Origin of the sequence: Pantoea agglomerans, assembly GCF_021397715.1 — a bacterium.
Lineage (GTDB): Bacteria > Pseudomonadota > Gammaproteobacteria > Enterobacterales > Enterobacteriaceae > Pantoea > Pantoea astica.
Window position 1 is genome coordinate 1,732,122 of record NZ_CP090207.1, and the last position, 14,111, is coordinate 1,746,232.

Sequence of the window (14,111 nt, forward strand, 5' to 3'; positions counted from 1 at the left end):
ACGATTTTGGCGGGAACCAGCTTACTGACTTTACTTGATGATATTGCAACACTTCTGGACGATATTTCCGTCATGGGAAAATTGGCGGCGAAAAAGACCGCTGGTGTACTGGGTGACGATCTGTCGCTGAATGCCCAGCAGGTGACCGGCGTGAAAGCCAACCGGGAGCTGCCGGTGGTGTGGGGCGTCGCCAAAGGGTCATTTCTGAATAAACTGATCCTGGTGCCGCTGGCGCTGATTATCTCCGCCTTCGCCCCGTGGCTGATTACGCCGCTGCTGATGATCGGGGGGGCCTATCTCTGCTACGAAGGGGTAGAGAAGGTGATGCACAGCCTGCAAAACGACAAGCAGCATAAATCGCCGGAAGCGCGCCAGCAGCGTCTCGATGCGCTGGCAAACCAGGATGCCGCCGAGTTTGAAAAGAAGAAAATCAAAGGCGCGGTGCGCACCGATTTTATTCTGTCGGCGGAGATTGTGGCGATCACGCTGGGCATCGTGTCGGAGTCGCCGCTGCTGAACCAGGTGATTATTCTGGCGGGTATTGCGATTCTGGTCACCGTGGGTGTTTATGGCATCGTGGCGGCGATTGTCAAAATTGACGATCTGGGCTTCTGGCTGCGGGAGAAATCGTCGCGCGTCGCCCAGGGCATCGGCAGCGTCCTGCTGGCGGCAGCGCCGTGGCTGATGAAGATTCTGTCGGTGGTGGGCACCATTGCCATGTTCCTGGTGGGCGGCGGCATTGTGGTACACGGCATCGCGCCACTGCATCATCTGATTGAGGAAGCCAGCAGCGGATTCAGCGGCTGGATCGCCACGCTGCTGAGCAACGGCGCCAATCTGGTGCTCGGATTTATCATTGGGTCGATCGTGCTGTTAGTGGTGAACCTTATTGCCAAACTGCGCGGGAAATCGGTATAAAGCGCACTGTTATTACGGTCAGGAGAATGATGATGAACGACGACATGTTTGAATTTGATATCGACGCGCAACTTGAGCAGGCGGAAGCGAAAGCAGAGAAAAAGGCCAGCGAAGTGCCGGATGATCTGAGCGACGAAGCGGATTGCGAAGGCTGCAAAATCTGACTTCAGCCTGAACGTCTCTTCAAAGCGGATAATATTTATTATCCGCTTTTTTTATTTTCAACATATCCAACTGCTTAATTCTGAATTTGCCGCTTATTTGTGTGCCTTAACAGGCAGGAACCCTTTTCGGCTGCTATAAAGAAAATAATCACACAAGGTCAATGAGGAGGGCGCAACATGGTTTTTGCAATCAGTGAAGAAGTTCAGCACAAAGAAGATGGTCAGACGATGGTGGTCACCGGCTATGCCAGTGGCATGGTGGAGTGTCGCTGGTACGATGGTTATGCGGTGCGTCGCGAAGCGTTTCGCAGCGATGAGCTGAGCGCGCGCTCTTCCCCGCAGCAGCTGGCCAGCTAAATGGCCTGGCAGCAGGCCTGCAGGTACCGATACCTGACAGGCCCGGCTTTGCCATCCTCTTTCGCCTGACTCAACGCTATCCGGCACGCTCCCTGTGCCGCTGCTCGCCTCAGACGTTGCCGTCGTTGTCCTCTTCCACCGCCTGATAAATACGCTGAAGAATGTCCGGAAACGCTGACTGCACGCGGCTCCAGCTCGGGATAAACGGCTTATCATTAGGACGTTCAATAAACGCCTGTCCCGCTTCGAGAATCGACTGAGTAAACATTTCCACCGCCGCCTCTTCAACGTGCTGGTCGAACTTCAGGCCATTCATCGCGGCTTCATGGTTGTAGATCTCCATCATATCCAGCGCATTGCGATAGTAGGTGGCTTTGAGCACCCGGAACGAATCGCTGGTCAGCGGCACGCCCATCGTCGCCAGCTTGCGCATCAGTGACTGCACAATGTCGCTGCTCATGCGCTTCAGCCCGCCGGTACCATCATCTTCCGCCAGCGGCTGATGTTTATGGTCATAGTTATCCGCGATCTCCACCTGACAGGATTGACGGGTGGTGTAGTTACGATAGATCTCCGACAGCACACCAATCTCCAGACCCCAGTCGCCGGGAATTTTTATCCCGTTCAGTACATGGGTACGCATCGCGAACTCACCCGAGAGCGGATAGCGGAAGCTGGAGAGATAATCGAGATATTCTGAATGACCATAGACCTTCTGCAGCGAACGCAGCAGCGGACCGACCAGCAGACGACCGACGCGGCCATTCAGCTTGCCATCCGCAACGCGGGCGTAAAAGCCTTTACAAAATTCGTACTGGAACGCCGGGTTCGCCAGCGGATAGAGTAGCCGCGCCAGCATACCGCGCTCATAGGTGACGATATCGCAGTCATGCAGTGCGACGCAGCTGGTGCGGTCAGAGGCGAGCGTATAGCCGGTACAGAACCAGACGTTGCGCCCTTTGCCCGGATGAGTGGGCGATAAACCCTCTTTATCCAGTTCGGCGTCGATCGCCTTCAGGCGTGGGCCATCATTCCACAAAATGCGATGCCGCTGTGGCAGGCGCGAGAAGAACTCGCGGGCAAACAGAAACTGATCGCGGTCAGCGCGATCCAGCCCAATCACAATCTCATCGAGATAAGGCACTTTAGCCAGTTCATCGACAATTTTTGTCAGCGCCGGCCCTTCTAATTCTGAAAACAGCGACGGCAGGATCAGTCCCATTTTCCGTTTGCGGGCAAATCGCACCATCTCTTTTTCCAGCGATTCCACGCTGCGGTGGGTGAGATTATGAAAATTGGTGATTACGCCATTCTGATAGAAGTCACTCATCGCACCATCCTTTTAATGCCCGTGGGCAGCTCACTGAGGTTGAGTCAAAAAATAGTCCAGCCCTTCACGCCAGCCTTCAGGGCCATAGTGCGCCGTATGATAGACCTGCTGCTGATCGGTCCGGCTGAGGGTGACCGGTGTTTTACTGTAGCCTTTAATCACAACGGCATAATCGACGGCGTCGAGCATCGGCGCGTCGTTAGGGCCATCTCCTAATCCGATGGTGGTGCGTCCTCCAGCGGGCTGCTGCGCCAGTAGCCAGCGTACGGCTTCCCCTTTGCCGCTGCCTGCCGGCATCACATGCCAGAAGCGTCCGCCCTGTGCCAGCATCAGCCCATCCGCGTTCAGCGCCTGACGAAAATGATCAAACGCCTCGTCACTGTCACGCCACACCACGACTTCCGAGGCGTCACGCTGCCGCGCCAGGGCGGCCTCCGACTCCGTCAGCCCGGTCATCGATGAGACCTCCGGATCGGAAAAATCGTGGAAGCCGGTAAACCGGAAGGTGGTCTGCAGTTCAGCCAGCCGGGCGCACAGGGCGTCGTAGGTCAGGGTAGTGTCGGGCAGACGGGTCCGCTGCCCATTCATGTCAACCACCGCGCCGTTTTCCGCAATAAAGGGCGCGCCGGCAATCCCGAGCCGTTTCTGCAACGGGATAATTTCGGCGGCTGTTTTGCTGGAGCAGATCACCAGCGGGATCGCCCGCTGTTTCAGGGTAGTCAGCCACTCGGTGGCGGCGTCCCAGCGATAGCTGTGGTGGTCGAGCAGCGATCCATCGAGATCGGTAATTATCATTAACGGCTGTTGAAGATCGGGCATCTGTCAGCTCCTGTCAGCACGGCTAAAGCGGCGATTTTTCAATATTATAGTTGAATATGGCTCACACTTTTTTTTGCAGCGCACGCCGTGAAAATCCAGGATAAATCTTAAATCGAAACGTTACGGATGCTGGCGATGCGTGAAGTGTGCAGGCGCTAAGTCGCTGTCTGCTACGGTGTTTTCGGTAACATGCACGCTGATTCTGGCCGCCAGGTTGCAGAAATGTGCATATCAGATACTTGTCTTAACGAAGGGAAGGCGTAGTCTGCAGAGGTGTTAAGAATTCCCTGGTGTAACGAATTGAAATTTTTACCCGGCCATCCCGCCGGGTATTTTTTTTGAAATCGATTTCAGCGATGGACTTCACAGGAGCGGCAGTCGCCGATCTCCATTTCAAAGGTATCCGCCAGTTCGGTACCCCGATGCAACAGCCGCGGTTCCACCTTCAGTTCGGGCTGAGGCCCGTGCGCCATCGATTCCTGCATTTCGCCCGCGTTCCCGGCCTGAATCGCCTCCAGTAAACGGTCCACATCCAGTGTCATGGCGGAATGCTGCGTCCCGATAATCTGTTTTTCATCGCTCATTTTCTGACTCCCGGCAGCGGGCAGAGTAGTAAGTATAGTGGCTGGCGGAGAAAGGGGCGTGAGGCGATCGCAGCAAAAAAAAGCCCGCGCTGCGCGGGCAAAATCCTTGTTACTTTTAGGTTGACTGCGCCTATGGGGTTGGAGCAGTGAGGAGAAGTGTAAAGGGGAGGCGCGTCAGAAGTCTTGCGGTGAAATGTTAAGGAATTGAAAAAACGCACGCTTACTCAGATTTACCTGACTTTTCGCTCATTAACAGCAGAATCAGCTATAGTTGCTGGCAAAGCTGATTTTTATCAATACCTAAAGGAATGGTTATGGACATCTTGAGAATTATTATCGCTATCCTGCTGCCGCCGCTGGGCGTCTTTATGCAGGTCGGTTTCGGTGGTGCCTTCTGGCTGAACATCCTGCTGACATTGTGCGGCTACATTCCCGGGATTGTGCACGCCGTCTGGGTGATTGCCCGTCGCTAACGCTCGGCATCTCTGCGGTTCTTCGTTTAGACTGTGCAACAGGAAATCATCAGGAGAACCGAAATGAAGGTGAATGACCGCGTCAGCGTTAAAACCGATGGTGGCCCGCGCCGCATCGGTACCATTCTGGCCATGGAGCCATTTAATGAGGGCACCATGTTTCTGGTGGCGCTGGAGGACTACCCGTTAGGCATCTGGTTTTTTAACGAAAGCGATCACCAGGATGGGATTTTTGTCGAGCCGTACAGTGCAGAGTAACAGTGCAGAGTAGTGCGGTAAGGCAGCACAAACGGTGACGCGATCCTCCTCCCCGTCAGGGGGAGGAGGGGATAACTGATTTTAGTCACGCCGCATTAACCAGCCTGCGTGACTGCACTCAGAAGGTTTCCCAGTTTTCATTACCGCTTGCCAGCGCCGGACGGGCTGCAAGGGCAGGGGTTTTCACCGGTGCTGACGCGCGGGGCGCCATCCCGGCAGTGGCCGGCGTATCCTGCAGGCGGAACGCCGATACCGCCTGAGTCAGCTTACCAGCCTGATCTTCCAGCGAGGCCGCAGCGGCCGAGGCTTCTTCCACCAGCGAGGCGTTCTGCTGGGTGACGTTATCCATCTCGGTGACCGCCTGGCTGACCTGCTGAATACCGCGACTCTGTTCATCGGAGGCGGCGGCAATCTCTGCCATGATATCGGTCACCCGACGTACCGCTTCGACAATCTCGCCCATGGTGCTACCGGCATCACCGACCTGCTGCGAACCATCCTTAATCAGCGTTACCGACTCGCCAATCAGCGACTCAATCTCTTTTGCCGCCTGCGCACTGCGCTGAGCCAGATTGCGCACCTCACTGGCGACTACAGCAAAGCCGCGACCCTGCTCACCGGCGCGCGCCGCTTCTACCGCCGCGTTCAGGGCCAGGATGTTGGTCTGGAAAGCGATGCTGTTAATAACGTTAGTGATCTCGGCAATTTTCTTCGAGCTGCCGGAAATATTGTTCATGGTTTTTACCACGTTGCTCACCAGATCGCCCCCGCTGCGCGCTTTGCCTGAGGCATCGGCGGCCAGCTGGCTGGCGTGATGGGCGTTTTCGGCGTTCTGTTTCACCGTTGCGGTAAGCTGTTCCATGCTGGCAGCGGTCTGCTCCAGGGCTGCAGCCTGCTGCTCGGTCCGCGAAGAGAGATCGGTATTCCCGGCAGAGATTTCACTGGAGCCCTGATAAATGGCGACCGCGCCTTCACGTACCGTGCCAACGGTTTTCACCAGCGACTGCTGCATCAATTGCAGATTATGAATCAGCGTGCCGATTTCACTGCGACCGTGCGGCAGCGGAGGTGCGGTGAGATCGCCCTGCGCAATCCGCTCTATGCGCGACACCGACTGACGCAGCGGATTAATCACCACCCGACGCAGGAACACAAAGGTCAGCACCACCAGCACCAGCGCAGCGCCAAAGGCCACCGCCATAGCAATAAAGCCAATACGCGACTGCTGATTCGCTTCTGCGGTGATGGCATTGGCGCGATCGGTACGGATTTTGATCGCCTTCAGCAGCACGGCATTGTAATCCGCATCCAGCTTACGGGTGACGTCAGTTTCCTGAGCGATGATGCCTTCGAAACTGCCCTGTTTACCGGCGTTAATCATCGGTATCAGGCCTTTTTCAATGTAGTCGTTAAAGCGCGACTTGAGCTGGTCATCCAGCGCGACATCCTCAGGCAATTTCACCTTACGGTCGGCATAGACTTTAAACCCGTCTTTGGCCTGCTGAATGCGTTTCTCCGCCGCCGCTACGTTGGCGCGGAACTCATCCATCTCACCAATACGCGCGGCGGCTCCGGCCTGAATAATGGTCAGACGGGCGGTGCGTAAATGGTTTGAGCTATTCGAGATCCCCATGCGCACCTGAATTTCGTCGGTGGCATCGCTGAGCGAGTGATTCCCTGAAATAAGAAAGTAGCTGGCGACACCAATACAGAGTGCAAACAGCAGCAGAATGCCGCCGAAGATCAGGCTAAACAGCGGAACCAGGCGCAGGTTCTGCCATATGCCTGAGGTATTCTGTCCATCATTAACCAATGCAGTGTTCATATCCTTGCTCTGTTGTTATAAGGGTTAACATCGGCAAGAGGGCGGAAAGGCTTAGCGGCAGGAGTGAGATCTGGATCTCAGTTCAGAGCAAAAAAAAACCGGCCAGAGCGGCCGGTTTTCATTGCGGGAGATTATCGTACGTTGACGTAAATACCCGACGTGACATTATCTGTTAAACGCACCACATGATAAATAACCTGCTTATTATGGGTTTTGATTTTGCGTTTAATATTACCTTTGTGTGACGAAACGGTTTTCGCCTTAATTTGCATCTTATCTGAGATCTGAATGGTGTCGTGACCTGACATCCACATCTTCAGCATATTTGACTCGGTCTGGCTCAACGTCAATGGATGAACATCCATGCCGGAAGAGATACGCGCAGACTGATTGAGTTTTTTCTGCAAAGAGGTGCTCAGCAAGGAATCCAGTGTCGAGGTCTTTATCGATTTTGATGTAATAATCAGGTTCTTACGAACGTAGAGGTATTCCTCAAAATGGATATTGCTAATCGCCATGAATATAAAAAACAGCGTATCAGGGTGCTGCATAATAATGCTGCGGATACGTTCGCTGGAGTCAGGTTCATGAATGAAGCAGTCTTCATTAATAAAGACGACACCAGGTTTTAATTGTTCACATTTTTGCTGTAGTTGCTCAATATCGGAGGCAGAAGTGATATTTTTCTTCTTAACTCCTTTAAAAGACATGTAGTCCGATAATCCCAGGCGTGTGTAGTTGCAGGAATCCATAATAATCGTTGGCATAATAGCGACCCTCACCAATTTGTTATCCGTTTAAATCAACGATGAATTACGCGTTGCGGTACGAGAGAGATTTCTAAGGCACTTTTTTATTCTGCTCGTGCAGTGTGGTAACAGGCAACCGCCCGTAAAAGTCTTCATCCCTGACCCGTTCTGCAAAAAAGTTTGTGCTGCTTTGACGTCACGCATTCTCCGGCAATGGCGGGGAATGCCAGTGAAATACCGGAGGTTAAGTAAGACTCTGTTTTTGGGAGCGCTGTCACTATCGCTGAAAACCCGGAGTTTTCTGATAGGACAAATCTTAAAAACATTTGTTTTACGAAAGTGTGATGTCTCAGCGTGTGTTGACAATGCCGGAAAAAACATTTTTTAACAAGAAAAATCACTAAAGAATTTTTTTTGTTCAAATTCAATGTATTGCCGATTTTGTCAACAAAATCACAGTCTAACCGCTACTGTGAACCGCCCAACTAAAATACGCGAAGCCCGGTTTAATAAGAATTATTTTCAGACTCTCAGCACATTTATCAGATTTTCCTTAGTTGCTTTCTGGAAAATATGGTTTGCAAAATGCACGGATGGTTTTGCGTTACTTAAGTATCACTTCATGAAGATAGTTAGAAACTTAATGTTCAGGGACGGGATAGTTCTGTGAGGAACAGGGCGAGTAAATCAAACACTTCACCGAACAAATGCTCACAGAATGGGGCGAGCAGTGGCATCAGCATACTGATAGTCAAAATGCCCACTGATAAGGTGACAGGGAAGCCAATTGCGAAGATTGATAACTGTGGTGAAACACGGTTTAACAAACCTAGTACCAGATTTAGCATGAGGAGCAAAACGATTAACGGTAGCGCTAACATCATGCCATTAAGGAAAATTAATCCGCCCGATTTCACCAGCGCCATAAACGCATTGGCATTTAGCGGATGTCCGCCGATGGGCAACGTATGAAAACTGTCCGCCAGCAACGAGATCAGCCACAGGTGTCCGTTGAAGGTCAGGAACAGTAACATCGCCAGCATGTCTAAAAAACGCGCCAGTACCGGCATGTTAAGGCGGCTGCCGGGATCGAAAAAGGTGGCGAACGACAGGCCCATCTGCAGCCCAATCACTTCCCCGGCGGTACGCACCGCGGCAAACGCAAACTGCATGGTGAAACCGAGCGCAATGCCAATCAGCATCTGCTGGATCAGCAGCCAGAAGCCGGCGGGCGAAAACAGCGTCACGTCAACCGGAGGCAGCAGCGGCATTAACAGCCAGGTGATCATCACCGCCAGACCAATTTTGACCCGATGACTGATAGATCGTTCATTAAGCAGTGGCGCAGAGGCCAGCAACGCCAGAATACGCACCAGCGGCCAGAAAAACTGACTTACCCAGTGCACCAGCTGGCTGCTGTCGAGAGTAATCATCAGCCGATGATGTAAGGCAGGTTGGAAAAGACGGTGCGGATATAGTCGAGCAGCAGATTCAGCATCCACGGGCCAGCGATAATGCCGGTGGTGGCCACCGCCAGGATTTTCGGGATAAACGACAGGGTCTGCTCATTGACCTGCGTCGCCGCCTGCAACAGGCTGATCAGCAGGCCGCTGACCAGCGCAGCCAGCAGCATCGGGGCGGCCAGCATCAGGGCGACGCGCATCGCCTCCTGGCCCATTACCATTACTGATTCGGGTGTCATGTTGTGCTCCGGGAAAAGGGTGGGATCAGGAGTAAAAACTTTGCGCCAGCGAGCCGACCAGCAGTTGCCAGCCATCGACCAGAACAAACAGCATCAGCTTAAATGGCAGTGAGATCGTCGCCGGTGGCACCATCATCATTCCCAGCGCCATCAGCACGCTGGCGACCACCAGGTCAATAATCAGAAACGGGATAAACACGGTAAAGCCAATCTGGAAAGCGGTCTTCAGTTCGCTGGTCACGTAGGCGGGCAGCAGAATGCGCATCGGTACCGCTTCCGGACCGGCAATGGGCGCACTGTTCGCCAGCCGGGCGAACAGCGCCAGATCGGCTTCACGGGTCTGACGCAGCATAAACTCACGCAGCGGCTGAGCCCCTTTCTCAATCGCCACATCCATGCTGATTTTGTCCTGGCTGAACGGCAGATAGGCGTCCTGGTAAATCTTGTCGAAGGTCGGCGCCATAATAAAGAAGGTCAGAAACAGCGACAGCCCCAGCAGCACCTGGTTCGGCGGCGCGGAGGGCGTACCCAGCGCGTTACGCAGCAAACCAAATACGATGATGATGCGGGTAAAACTGGTCATCATCAGCAGCACGGCCGGTAGAAAGGTCAGCGCGGTGATAAACACCAGCGTCTGCACCGGCAGTGACCAGCTCTGGCCGCCGTTCGGCAGCGAATGACTCACCAGGCCCGGAAGCTGGGCATGGGCAACCGGTGCCAGCAACAGCAGCGGCAATAAAGGAAGCAGTCGACGCATCATTGAGGTTTTCCGGGACGTTTAACCAGATTCTGTAACAGCTGACGAAAATCCTGAGGTGCAGCACTGACTGGCGTAGTTGCCAGCGGCGCACCCGGCGGCAGGGTATGCAGATGGGTAATCTGCTGTGCGGTGACGCCGAGCACCAGCCGGGCATCGGCGGTATCGACAATCACCACCCGCTCACGCTGACCCACCTGCACGCTGGCGGTCAGTTTCAGCTCCTGGCTGCTTACCTTCTTCGGCGCGAAGCCGAAACGGCGCGCCAGCCAGGCGCAGGCCAGAATCAACAAAATAATCACGGCTAACATGCTGCTGACCTGCACCACCATGGAGCCGGTTGAAATCGGCTGCGCGTGCGGCGCAGCAGGTTGCAGACTTTGATTCTGGCTATTCATTCTCAGCGACTCAGACGACGCATACGTTCGGACGGGGTAATAATGTCAGTGATGCGCACGCCATATTTATCGTTCACCACCACCACTTCACCCTGGGCAATCAGGTAACCGTTGATCAGAATATCCAGCGGTTCGCCGGCCAGACCGTCCAGTGACACCACCGAACCCTGCGTCAGACGCAGCAGCTCTTTGATGGTCATCTTGGTGCGGCCCAGTTCCACGGTCAGTTTGACCGGGATATCCATGATCAGATCGATATCCTGCAGGGAGCCGGAGACGTTGCCGCTGTCGAATGACTTAAACACGTCATCGGTTTGCGGCGCGCTGCTGCTGCCGACCTGCTCATTCATTGCTTCAGCCCACAGATCGTCCGCAGAGATATCATCAGACGGCTTATTACTGTCACTCATGGGGCTGTTCCTCGTTCAGCGAATTCAAAATCGGGTTAATCAGGTGTTCGACACGAAGCGCGTACTGGCCATTCATCGTGCCATATTGGCTGGTTAAGACCGGCACGCCATCCACATGGGCGATAATGCGTTCCGGTATCTCAATCGGCAGCACGTCGCCGGGTTTCAGCTGCAAAATTCGCGACAGGCGCAGCGAGGTTTCGGCAAAGTGCGCAATCAGTTCCAGCTCGGAGTGCTGCACCTGTTTTACCAGGTTGTCACGCCAGTGGTTATCTTCCTGGCGGGAGTTCTCGAGCGGTGGATTCACCAGCAGCTCGCGCAGCGGCTCAATCATTGAAAACGGGATGCAGATGTTAAATTCACCCACCAGGTTACCAATCTCCACCTGGAACGGCGTGTTAACCACGATATCGTTCGGTGAGGTGGTGATGTTGGTGAACTTCACCTGCATCTCTGAACGTACATACTCGACGTCCAGCGGATAAATGGCTTTCCATGCATCGCTGTAACCATCCAGCGCCAGCTTCAGCATGCGACGGATCACGCGCTGTTCGGTATGGGTAAACTCGCGACCTTCTACTTTGGTCGGGAAGCGGCCATCACCCCCGAACAGGTTGTCCACTGCGATAAAGACCAGGCTCGGTGAAAACACCACCAGTGCCGTACCGCGCAGCGGCTTCAGGTGGATCAGGTTCAGGTTGGTTGGCACCGGCAGATTGCGGGCAAACTCGTGATACGGCTGAATCTTGATCGCACCCACGCTGATATCCGGGCTGCGACGCAGCAGGTTAAACAGCGCCATACGGAAACTACGGGCAAAACGCTCGTTAATAATCTCCAGCGCCTGCAGACGCTCGCGCACCACGCGACGCTGGGTGTTCGGGTCGTAAGGACGAATATCGCCTTCCGGCCCGTTTTGTTTCTTTTCTTCTTCCGCGCTGCCACTGTCGCCGTTTAATAGGGCGTCAATTTCAGCCTGGGAGAGAATGCTATCGCCCATTGATTCACCTCAAAATGAAGGCAGTAAACAGCACATCGTTCACGGCCTGCGGAGGTTGACCTTTTACCAGTGGTGGTGCCAGCGCCTGTTTGATTTGTTCAACAAGCGCTTGCTTTCCTTGCTCTGTCGCCAGCGCCGCAGCGCTCTGACGCGAGAGCAGCAGCAGCAGACGACTGCGCACCTCAGGCAGATAGTCATTTAACCGACGTCGGGTATCCTCATCGGCCAGACGCAGGGTAAAGCCTACGTACAGCACGCGGTCAGGATCGTTGTCGGGATTGACCAGGTTAACCGTAAATGTATCAAGTGCAAAAAAGACCGGGGCGGGAGGCGGTTCGACTTTCGCCACCTCCGGCTTATCGCCCTCATGTTTATTCATCATTCGCCAGACTGCATAGCCTGCCACGCTGCAAGCGGCCAGCGTCACAATGAGCAACACCGGAATTAAGAGTTTACGTTTGCGGCCTTTAGCTTTCGCGTTATCAGACATGTTTGCAGTTACTTCCTGTGAATTATGGGCAAGCCTCTCGGCTCACCTGGACAGATTATCCCGCGTCTTAAGTCAAACAATGGGAAGAAAAGACGCGGGTTTTACGCTTACCTTCAGCGTTTGTCGCTATCAGGCAAAAGTGTCGACCGCGCCATTACCGTTTACGCGCGCCTGAAGGGCAGCGGGAACGGCAATCGGCGTGATGTCGGTATCACTCTCCTGAGCGAGAGAGAAGCGGCCATGCTGTCCGTCGCGGCGCGTCTCCTGCTGTTGCTGGAAGCTCTGGCCTTGCGCGGAACTGTCACTGCTGACCTGACTCTCACCCAGGTTGATTCCGCTCTCTGCCAGCGCGCTGCGCAGCTGCGGAATCGCGGCTTCCAGCGCCGCTCTGACGTGGCTATGGCCGGAAACCAGATTAATTTGTGCCTGGTCGTTATCCAGTTTCAGGCTGATCTGGATAGCGCCCAGGTCTGCCGGATGTAACCGCAGCTCGGCATTCTGCTGACCGTTGCGGCTGAACATCACAATCTGCTGGCTTAACGCCTGCTGCCACTCATCACTGCCCAGCTGGGCATTCAGCATCGGCGTGGAAGGCGTGCTGGTGGTCGACGACGCCATCATCGGCGGTGCCAGGCTGCTGGCACTGGAGATCGGCGTGCTGGCGATCAGCGAACTATCGCTGGCGCTGGCTTTCATCGCGGCCTGATCGTCCTGCCGGGTGAGTTGGCTCAGCGCCTGCTGAAAACTGCTGTCCAGCGTCAGAGTGCTGCTGGCGCTGTTGCTGTTTACCGCAGCCGTACTGACCGGGCTGGCGGCGCTGCTCACAGCGGGCGCATTCAGCGCTGCGTTTTTCACGCCAGGCGGCTGATCCGCGCCGGATTCTTTACTCTCCTGACCGCTGCCGGTCAGCATCTGGGCCAGTGAGGTCAGGCTTTTGCGCGTGCTGTCGCTCTGAATCCCCAGCTCACCCGGCAGTTCGCTGACCGGGCTGGAGCTGGCGCTGGCCGCCGCTGGTGCTGTCGGTAACATGGCGAACAGCGCCTGAACATTTTGCATATCGCTGGCACTTAACGGTGCGGCTTCCGGCTTGTCTTTATCATCGGCTGATTTGGTGCCGGCTTTAATATTTTCCGGTTTAAACAGTGCGCTCAGCGCTGCCGGATTATCCAGTGCCGCGATCAGCGCATTCAGCGGCGCGGCAGGCTGGGCGTCAGTCTCACTTTCTGTTTTGGCATCAGCCGATTGCGCCGCTTTTCCCTGCTGCTTTACCAGGTTAAGCAACTGGTTTCCCAGCGTGGTCAGAAAGTCGTGCGGCAGGGCATCGGTGCCTGCCGCAAGGTCAGTGGAAACTGATGGTTCCGCGTCGGTTTTTACCGCCGCTTTGGTGGAAATGTGTGGCAGCGTAATCATTCGCCTCTCCTCAATGCGGCCCGTTGGGCAAATTCATCCATCCGTTTCTGGTCGAGACGGTTTTCCTGTCGTAATGCATTTTCTGCTGCCCGGGTGATCAGGGTCTGATACGCGTTCAGTCGCTGCTGTTTCTCACGCCAGTTGATCAGCGCCTGCTCTAAACGCTGGTTCCAGTTGTTGAGCTGATTGCGATGCTGATCGATCGCTTTTTCCAGCGTCTGAATAAACTGGTGATAGTTGGTCCAGCGGGTGCTGGCGATGCCGCTCGACATATCGTCGTTGAGCTTGTTGCGATATTCGTCCTGATAGTCGAGCAGCATGGTCAGCTGTTCATTAGCCGCCTGCTGACCGCGACGCATATCGCCCAGATAGATCGCGGCGCGCTCCAGATCCTGCTCCGCTAAATCGCGAAGCGTGTCGATGGCATTTGCAGTTTTCATGGCCGTTACCTTGCGTTAATCGCGTCG

General features: G+C 54.7%; 19 protein-coding genes. 5 read left to right on the plus strand and 14 right to left on the minus strand.

Features of this window, described 5'->3' with window-relative positions; translation table 11 throughout:
* The first annotated feature begins 6 nt into the window (after positions 1–6).
* The 3 genes from LZU96_RS08080 (at position 7) to LZU96_RS08090 (ending at position 1,439) form a co-directional block, all read left to right on the plus strand.
* Positions 7–918 (plus strand): DUF808 domain-containing protein, encoded by a 912-nt coding sequence (locus LZU96_RS08080; protein ID WP_233987806.1) that lies wholly within the window; start codon positions 7–9, stop codon positions 916–918.
* Positions 919–944: 26 nt separating this feature from the next.
* On the plus strand, positions 945–1,082 hold the full coding sequence (locus LZU96_RS08085; protein WP_233988246.1) for a hypothetical protein: 138 nt from the start codon (positions 945–947) through the stop codon (positions 1,080–1,082).
* Positions 1,083–1,259: 177 nt separating this feature from the next.
* The gene (locus LZU96_RS08090) at positions 1,260–1,439 is read left to right on the plus strand and encodes a YodC family protein (RefSeq protein ID WP_233987807.1); all 180 of its coding nucleotides are present in this window, start codon (positions 1,260–1,262) and stop codon (positions 1,437–1,439) included.
* Between the two features lie 109 nt (positions 1,440–1,548).
* On the opposite strand, the gene LZU96_RS08095 is transcribed toward LZU96_RS08090, so the two are convergent.
* From LZU96_RS08095 to LZU96_RS08105, 3 genes are all read right to left on the minus strand, one after another.
* Complete coding sequence (locus LZU96_RS08095; RefSeq protein ID WP_233987808.1) at positions 1,549–2,769, minus strand: glycosyl transferase; 1,221 nt, start codon at positions 2,767–2,769, stop codon at positions 1,549–1,551.
* A gap of 30 nt (positions 2,770–2,799) precedes the next feature.
* A complete protein-coding gene (locus LZU96_RS08100; RefSeq protein WP_233987809.1) occupies positions 2,800–3,588 on the minus strand; it encodes a mannosyl-3-phosphoglycerate phosphatase-related protein in 789 nt (262 codons plus the stop codon).
* A gap of 350 nt (positions 3,589–3,938) precedes the next feature.
* Positions 3,939–4,172, minus strand: a complete 234-nt coding sequence (locus tag LZU96_RS08105; RefSeq protein ID WP_233987810.1) for a DUF2525 domain-containing protein — start codon at positions 4,170–4,172, stop codon at positions 3,939–3,941.
* Positions 4,173–4,486: 314 nt separating this feature from the next.
* On the opposite strand from LZU96_RS08105, the gene LZU96_RS08110 reads away from it, so the two are divergent.
* Both LZU96_RS08110 and dsrB read left to right on the plus strand, forming a co-directional pair.
* On the plus strand, positions 4,487–4,645 hold the full coding sequence (locus LZU96_RS08110) for a YqaE/Pmp3 family membrane protein (protein ID WP_046288250.1): 159 nt from the start codon (positions 4,487–4,489) through the stop codon (positions 4,643–4,645).
* A gap of 63 nt (positions 4,646–4,708) precedes the next feature.
* Entirely contained in the window at positions 4,709–4,903 is a 195-nt protein-coding gene (gene dsrB / locus LZU96_RS08115) for a protein DsrB (RefSeq protein ID WP_233987811.1), read from the plus strand.
* Between the two features lie 118 nt (positions 4,904–5,021).
* Here dsrB and LZU96_RS08120 read toward each other — a convergent pair whose 3' ends face one another.
* The 11 genes from LZU96_RS08120 to fliJ all read right to left on the minus strand — a co-directional run bounded on the left by LZU96_RS08120 (position 5,022) and on the right by fliJ (position 14,084).
* The gene (locus tag LZU96_RS08120) at positions 5,022–6,728 is read right to left on the minus strand and encodes a methyl-accepting chemotaxis protein (RefSeq protein WP_233987812.1); all 1,707 of its coding nucleotides are present in this window, start codon (positions 6,726–6,728) and stop codon (positions 5,022–5,024) included.
* A gap of 131 nt (positions 6,729–6,859) precedes the next feature.
* Entirely contained in the window at positions 6,860–7,495 is a 636-nt protein-coding gene (gene rcsA, locus LZU96_RS08125) for a transcriptional regulator RcsA (RefSeq protein ID WP_233987813.1), read from the minus strand.
* Between the two features lie 629 nt (positions 7,496–8,124).
* Positions 8,125–8,910: a flagellar biosynthetic protein FliR gene (gene fliR, locus LZU96_RS08130; RefSeq protein ID WP_094121981.1), complete on the minus strand. Its 786-nt coding sequence runs from the start codon at positions 8,908–8,910 to the stop codon at positions 8,125–8,127.
* The gene (gene fliQ, locus LZU96_RS08135; RefSeq protein WP_031377095.1) at positions 8,910–9,179 is read right to left on the minus strand and encodes a flagellar biosynthesis protein FliQ; all 270 of its coding nucleotides are present in this window, start codon (positions 9,177–9,179) and stop codon (positions 8,910–8,912) included. Before fliQ ends, fliR begins: the two co-directional genes overlap by 1 nt.
* A 25-nt stretch (positions 9,180–9,204) precedes the next feature.
* Positions 9,205–9,936: a flagellar type III secretion system pore protein FliP gene (fliP, locus tag LZU96_RS08140; RefSeq protein WP_233988159.1), complete on the minus strand. Its 732-nt coding sequence runs from the start codon at positions 9,934–9,936 to the stop codon at positions 9,205–9,207.
* Positions 9,936–10,334 (minus strand): flagellar biosynthetic protein FliO, encoded by a 399-nt coding sequence (fliO, locus tag LZU96_RS08145; protein ID WP_233987814.1) that lies wholly within the window; start codon positions 10,332–10,334, stop codon positions 9,936–9,938. The genes fliP and fliO overlap by 1 nt, the downstream gene beginning before the upstream one ends.
* Before the next feature lie 2 nt (positions 10,335–10,336).
* A complete protein-coding gene (fliN, locus tag LZU96_RS08150) occupies positions 10,337–10,744 on the minus strand; it encodes a flagellar motor switch protein FliN (protein WP_094121979.1) in 408 nt (135 codons plus the stop codon).
* Complete coding sequence (gene fliM / locus LZU96_RS08155) at positions 10,737–11,744, minus strand: flagellar motor switch protein FliM (protein ID WP_233987815.1); 1,008 nt, start codon at positions 11,742–11,744, stop codon at positions 10,737–10,739. The genes fliN and fliM overlap by 8 nt, the downstream gene beginning before the upstream one ends.
* A gap of 4 nt (positions 11,745–11,748) precedes the next feature.
* On the minus strand, positions 11,749–12,234 hold the full coding sequence (fliL, locus tag LZU96_RS08160; RefSeq protein WP_031377091.1) for a flagellar basal body-associated protein FliL: 486 nt from the start codon (positions 12,232–12,234) through the stop codon (positions 11,749–11,751).
* A 129-nt stretch (positions 12,235–12,363) separates the two neighbouring features.
* Entirely contained in the window at positions 12,364–13,644 is a 1,281-nt protein-coding gene (locus LZU96_RS08165) for a flagellar hook-length control protein FliK (protein WP_233987816.1), read from the minus strand.
* On the minus strand, positions 13,641–14,084 hold the full coding sequence (fliJ, locus tag LZU96_RS08170; protein WP_233987817.1) for a flagellar export protein FliJ: 444 nt from the start codon (positions 14,082–14,084) through the stop codon (positions 13,641–13,643). Before fliJ ends, LZU96_RS08165 begins: the two co-directional genes overlap by 4 nt.
* Positions 14,085–14,111 lie beyond the last annotated feature (27 nt).

Excerpts from the sequence above, each read along its gene's own strand:
- dsrB (WP_233987811.1), top strand. The coding sequence starts at position 4,709 with ATGAAGGTGAATGACCGCGTCAGCGTTAAAACCGATGGTGGCCCGCGC.
- LZU96_RS08085 (WP_233988246.1), top strand. The coding sequence starts at position 945 with ATGATGATGAACGACGACATGTTTGAATTTGATATCGACGCGCAACTT.
- rcsA (WP_233987813.1), bottom strand. The coding sequence starts at position 7,495 with ATGCCAACGATTATTATGGATTCCTGCAACTACACACGCCTGGGATTA.
- fliQ (WP_031377095.1), bottom strand. The coding sequence starts at position 9,179 with ATGACACCCGAATCAGTAATGGTAATGGGCCAGGAGGCGATGCGCGTC.
- fliO (WP_233987814.1), bottom strand. The coding sequence starts at position 10,334 with ATGAATAGCCAGAATCAAAGTCTGCAACCTGCTGCGCCGCACGCGCAG.
- fliP (WP_233988159.1), bottom strand. The coding sequence starts at position 9,936 with ATGCGTCGACTGCTTCCTTTATTGCCGCTGCTGTTGCTGGCACCGGTT.
- LZU96_RS08100 (WP_233987809.1), bottom strand. The coding sequence starts at position 3,588 with ATGCCCGATCTTCAACAGCCGTTAATGATAATTACCGATCTCGATGGA.
- LZU96_RS08110 (WP_046288250.1), top strand. The coding sequence starts at position 4,487 with ATGGACATCTTGAGAATTATTATCGCTATCCTGCTGCCGCCGCTGGGC.
- LZU96_RS08165 (WP_233987816.1), bottom strand. The coding sequence starts at position 13,644 with ATGATTACGCTGCCACACATTTCCACCAAAGCGGCGGTAAAAACCGAC.
- fliM (WP_233987815.1), bottom strand. The coding sequence starts at position 11,744 with ATGGGCGATAGCATTCTCTCCCAGGCTGAAATTGACGCCCTATTAAAC.
- fliR (WP_094121981.1), bottom strand. The coding sequence starts at position 8,910 with ATGATTACTCTCGACAGCAGCCAGCTGGTGCACTGGGTAAGTCAGTTT.
- LZU96_RS08105 (WP_233987810.1), bottom strand. The coding sequence starts at position 4,172 with ATGAGCGATGAAAAACAGATTATCGGGACGCAGCATTCCGCCATGACA.
- fliL (WP_031377091.1), bottom strand. The coding sequence starts at position 12,234 with ATGTCTGATAACGCGAAAGCTAAAGGCCGCAAACGTAAACTCTTAATT.
- LZU96_RS08120 (WP_233987812.1), bottom strand. The coding sequence starts at position 6,728 with ATGAACACTGCATTGGTTAATGATGGACAGAATACCTCAGGCATATGG.
- LZU96_RS08095 (WP_233987808.1), bottom strand. The coding sequence starts at position 2,769 with ATGAGTGACTTCTATCAGAATGGCGTAATCACCAATTTTCATAATCTC.
- LZU96_RS08090 (WP_233987807.1), top strand. The coding sequence starts at position 1,260 with ATGGTTTTTGCAATCAGTGAAGAAGTTCAGCACAAAGAAGATGGTCAG.
- fliJ (WP_233987817.1), bottom strand. The coding sequence starts at position 14,084 with ATGAAAACTGCAAATGCCATCGACACGCTTCGCGATTTAGCGGAGCAG.
- fliN (WP_094121979.1), bottom strand. The coding sequence starts at position 10,744 with ATGAGTGACAGTAATAAGCCGTCTGATGATATCTCTGCGGACGATCTG.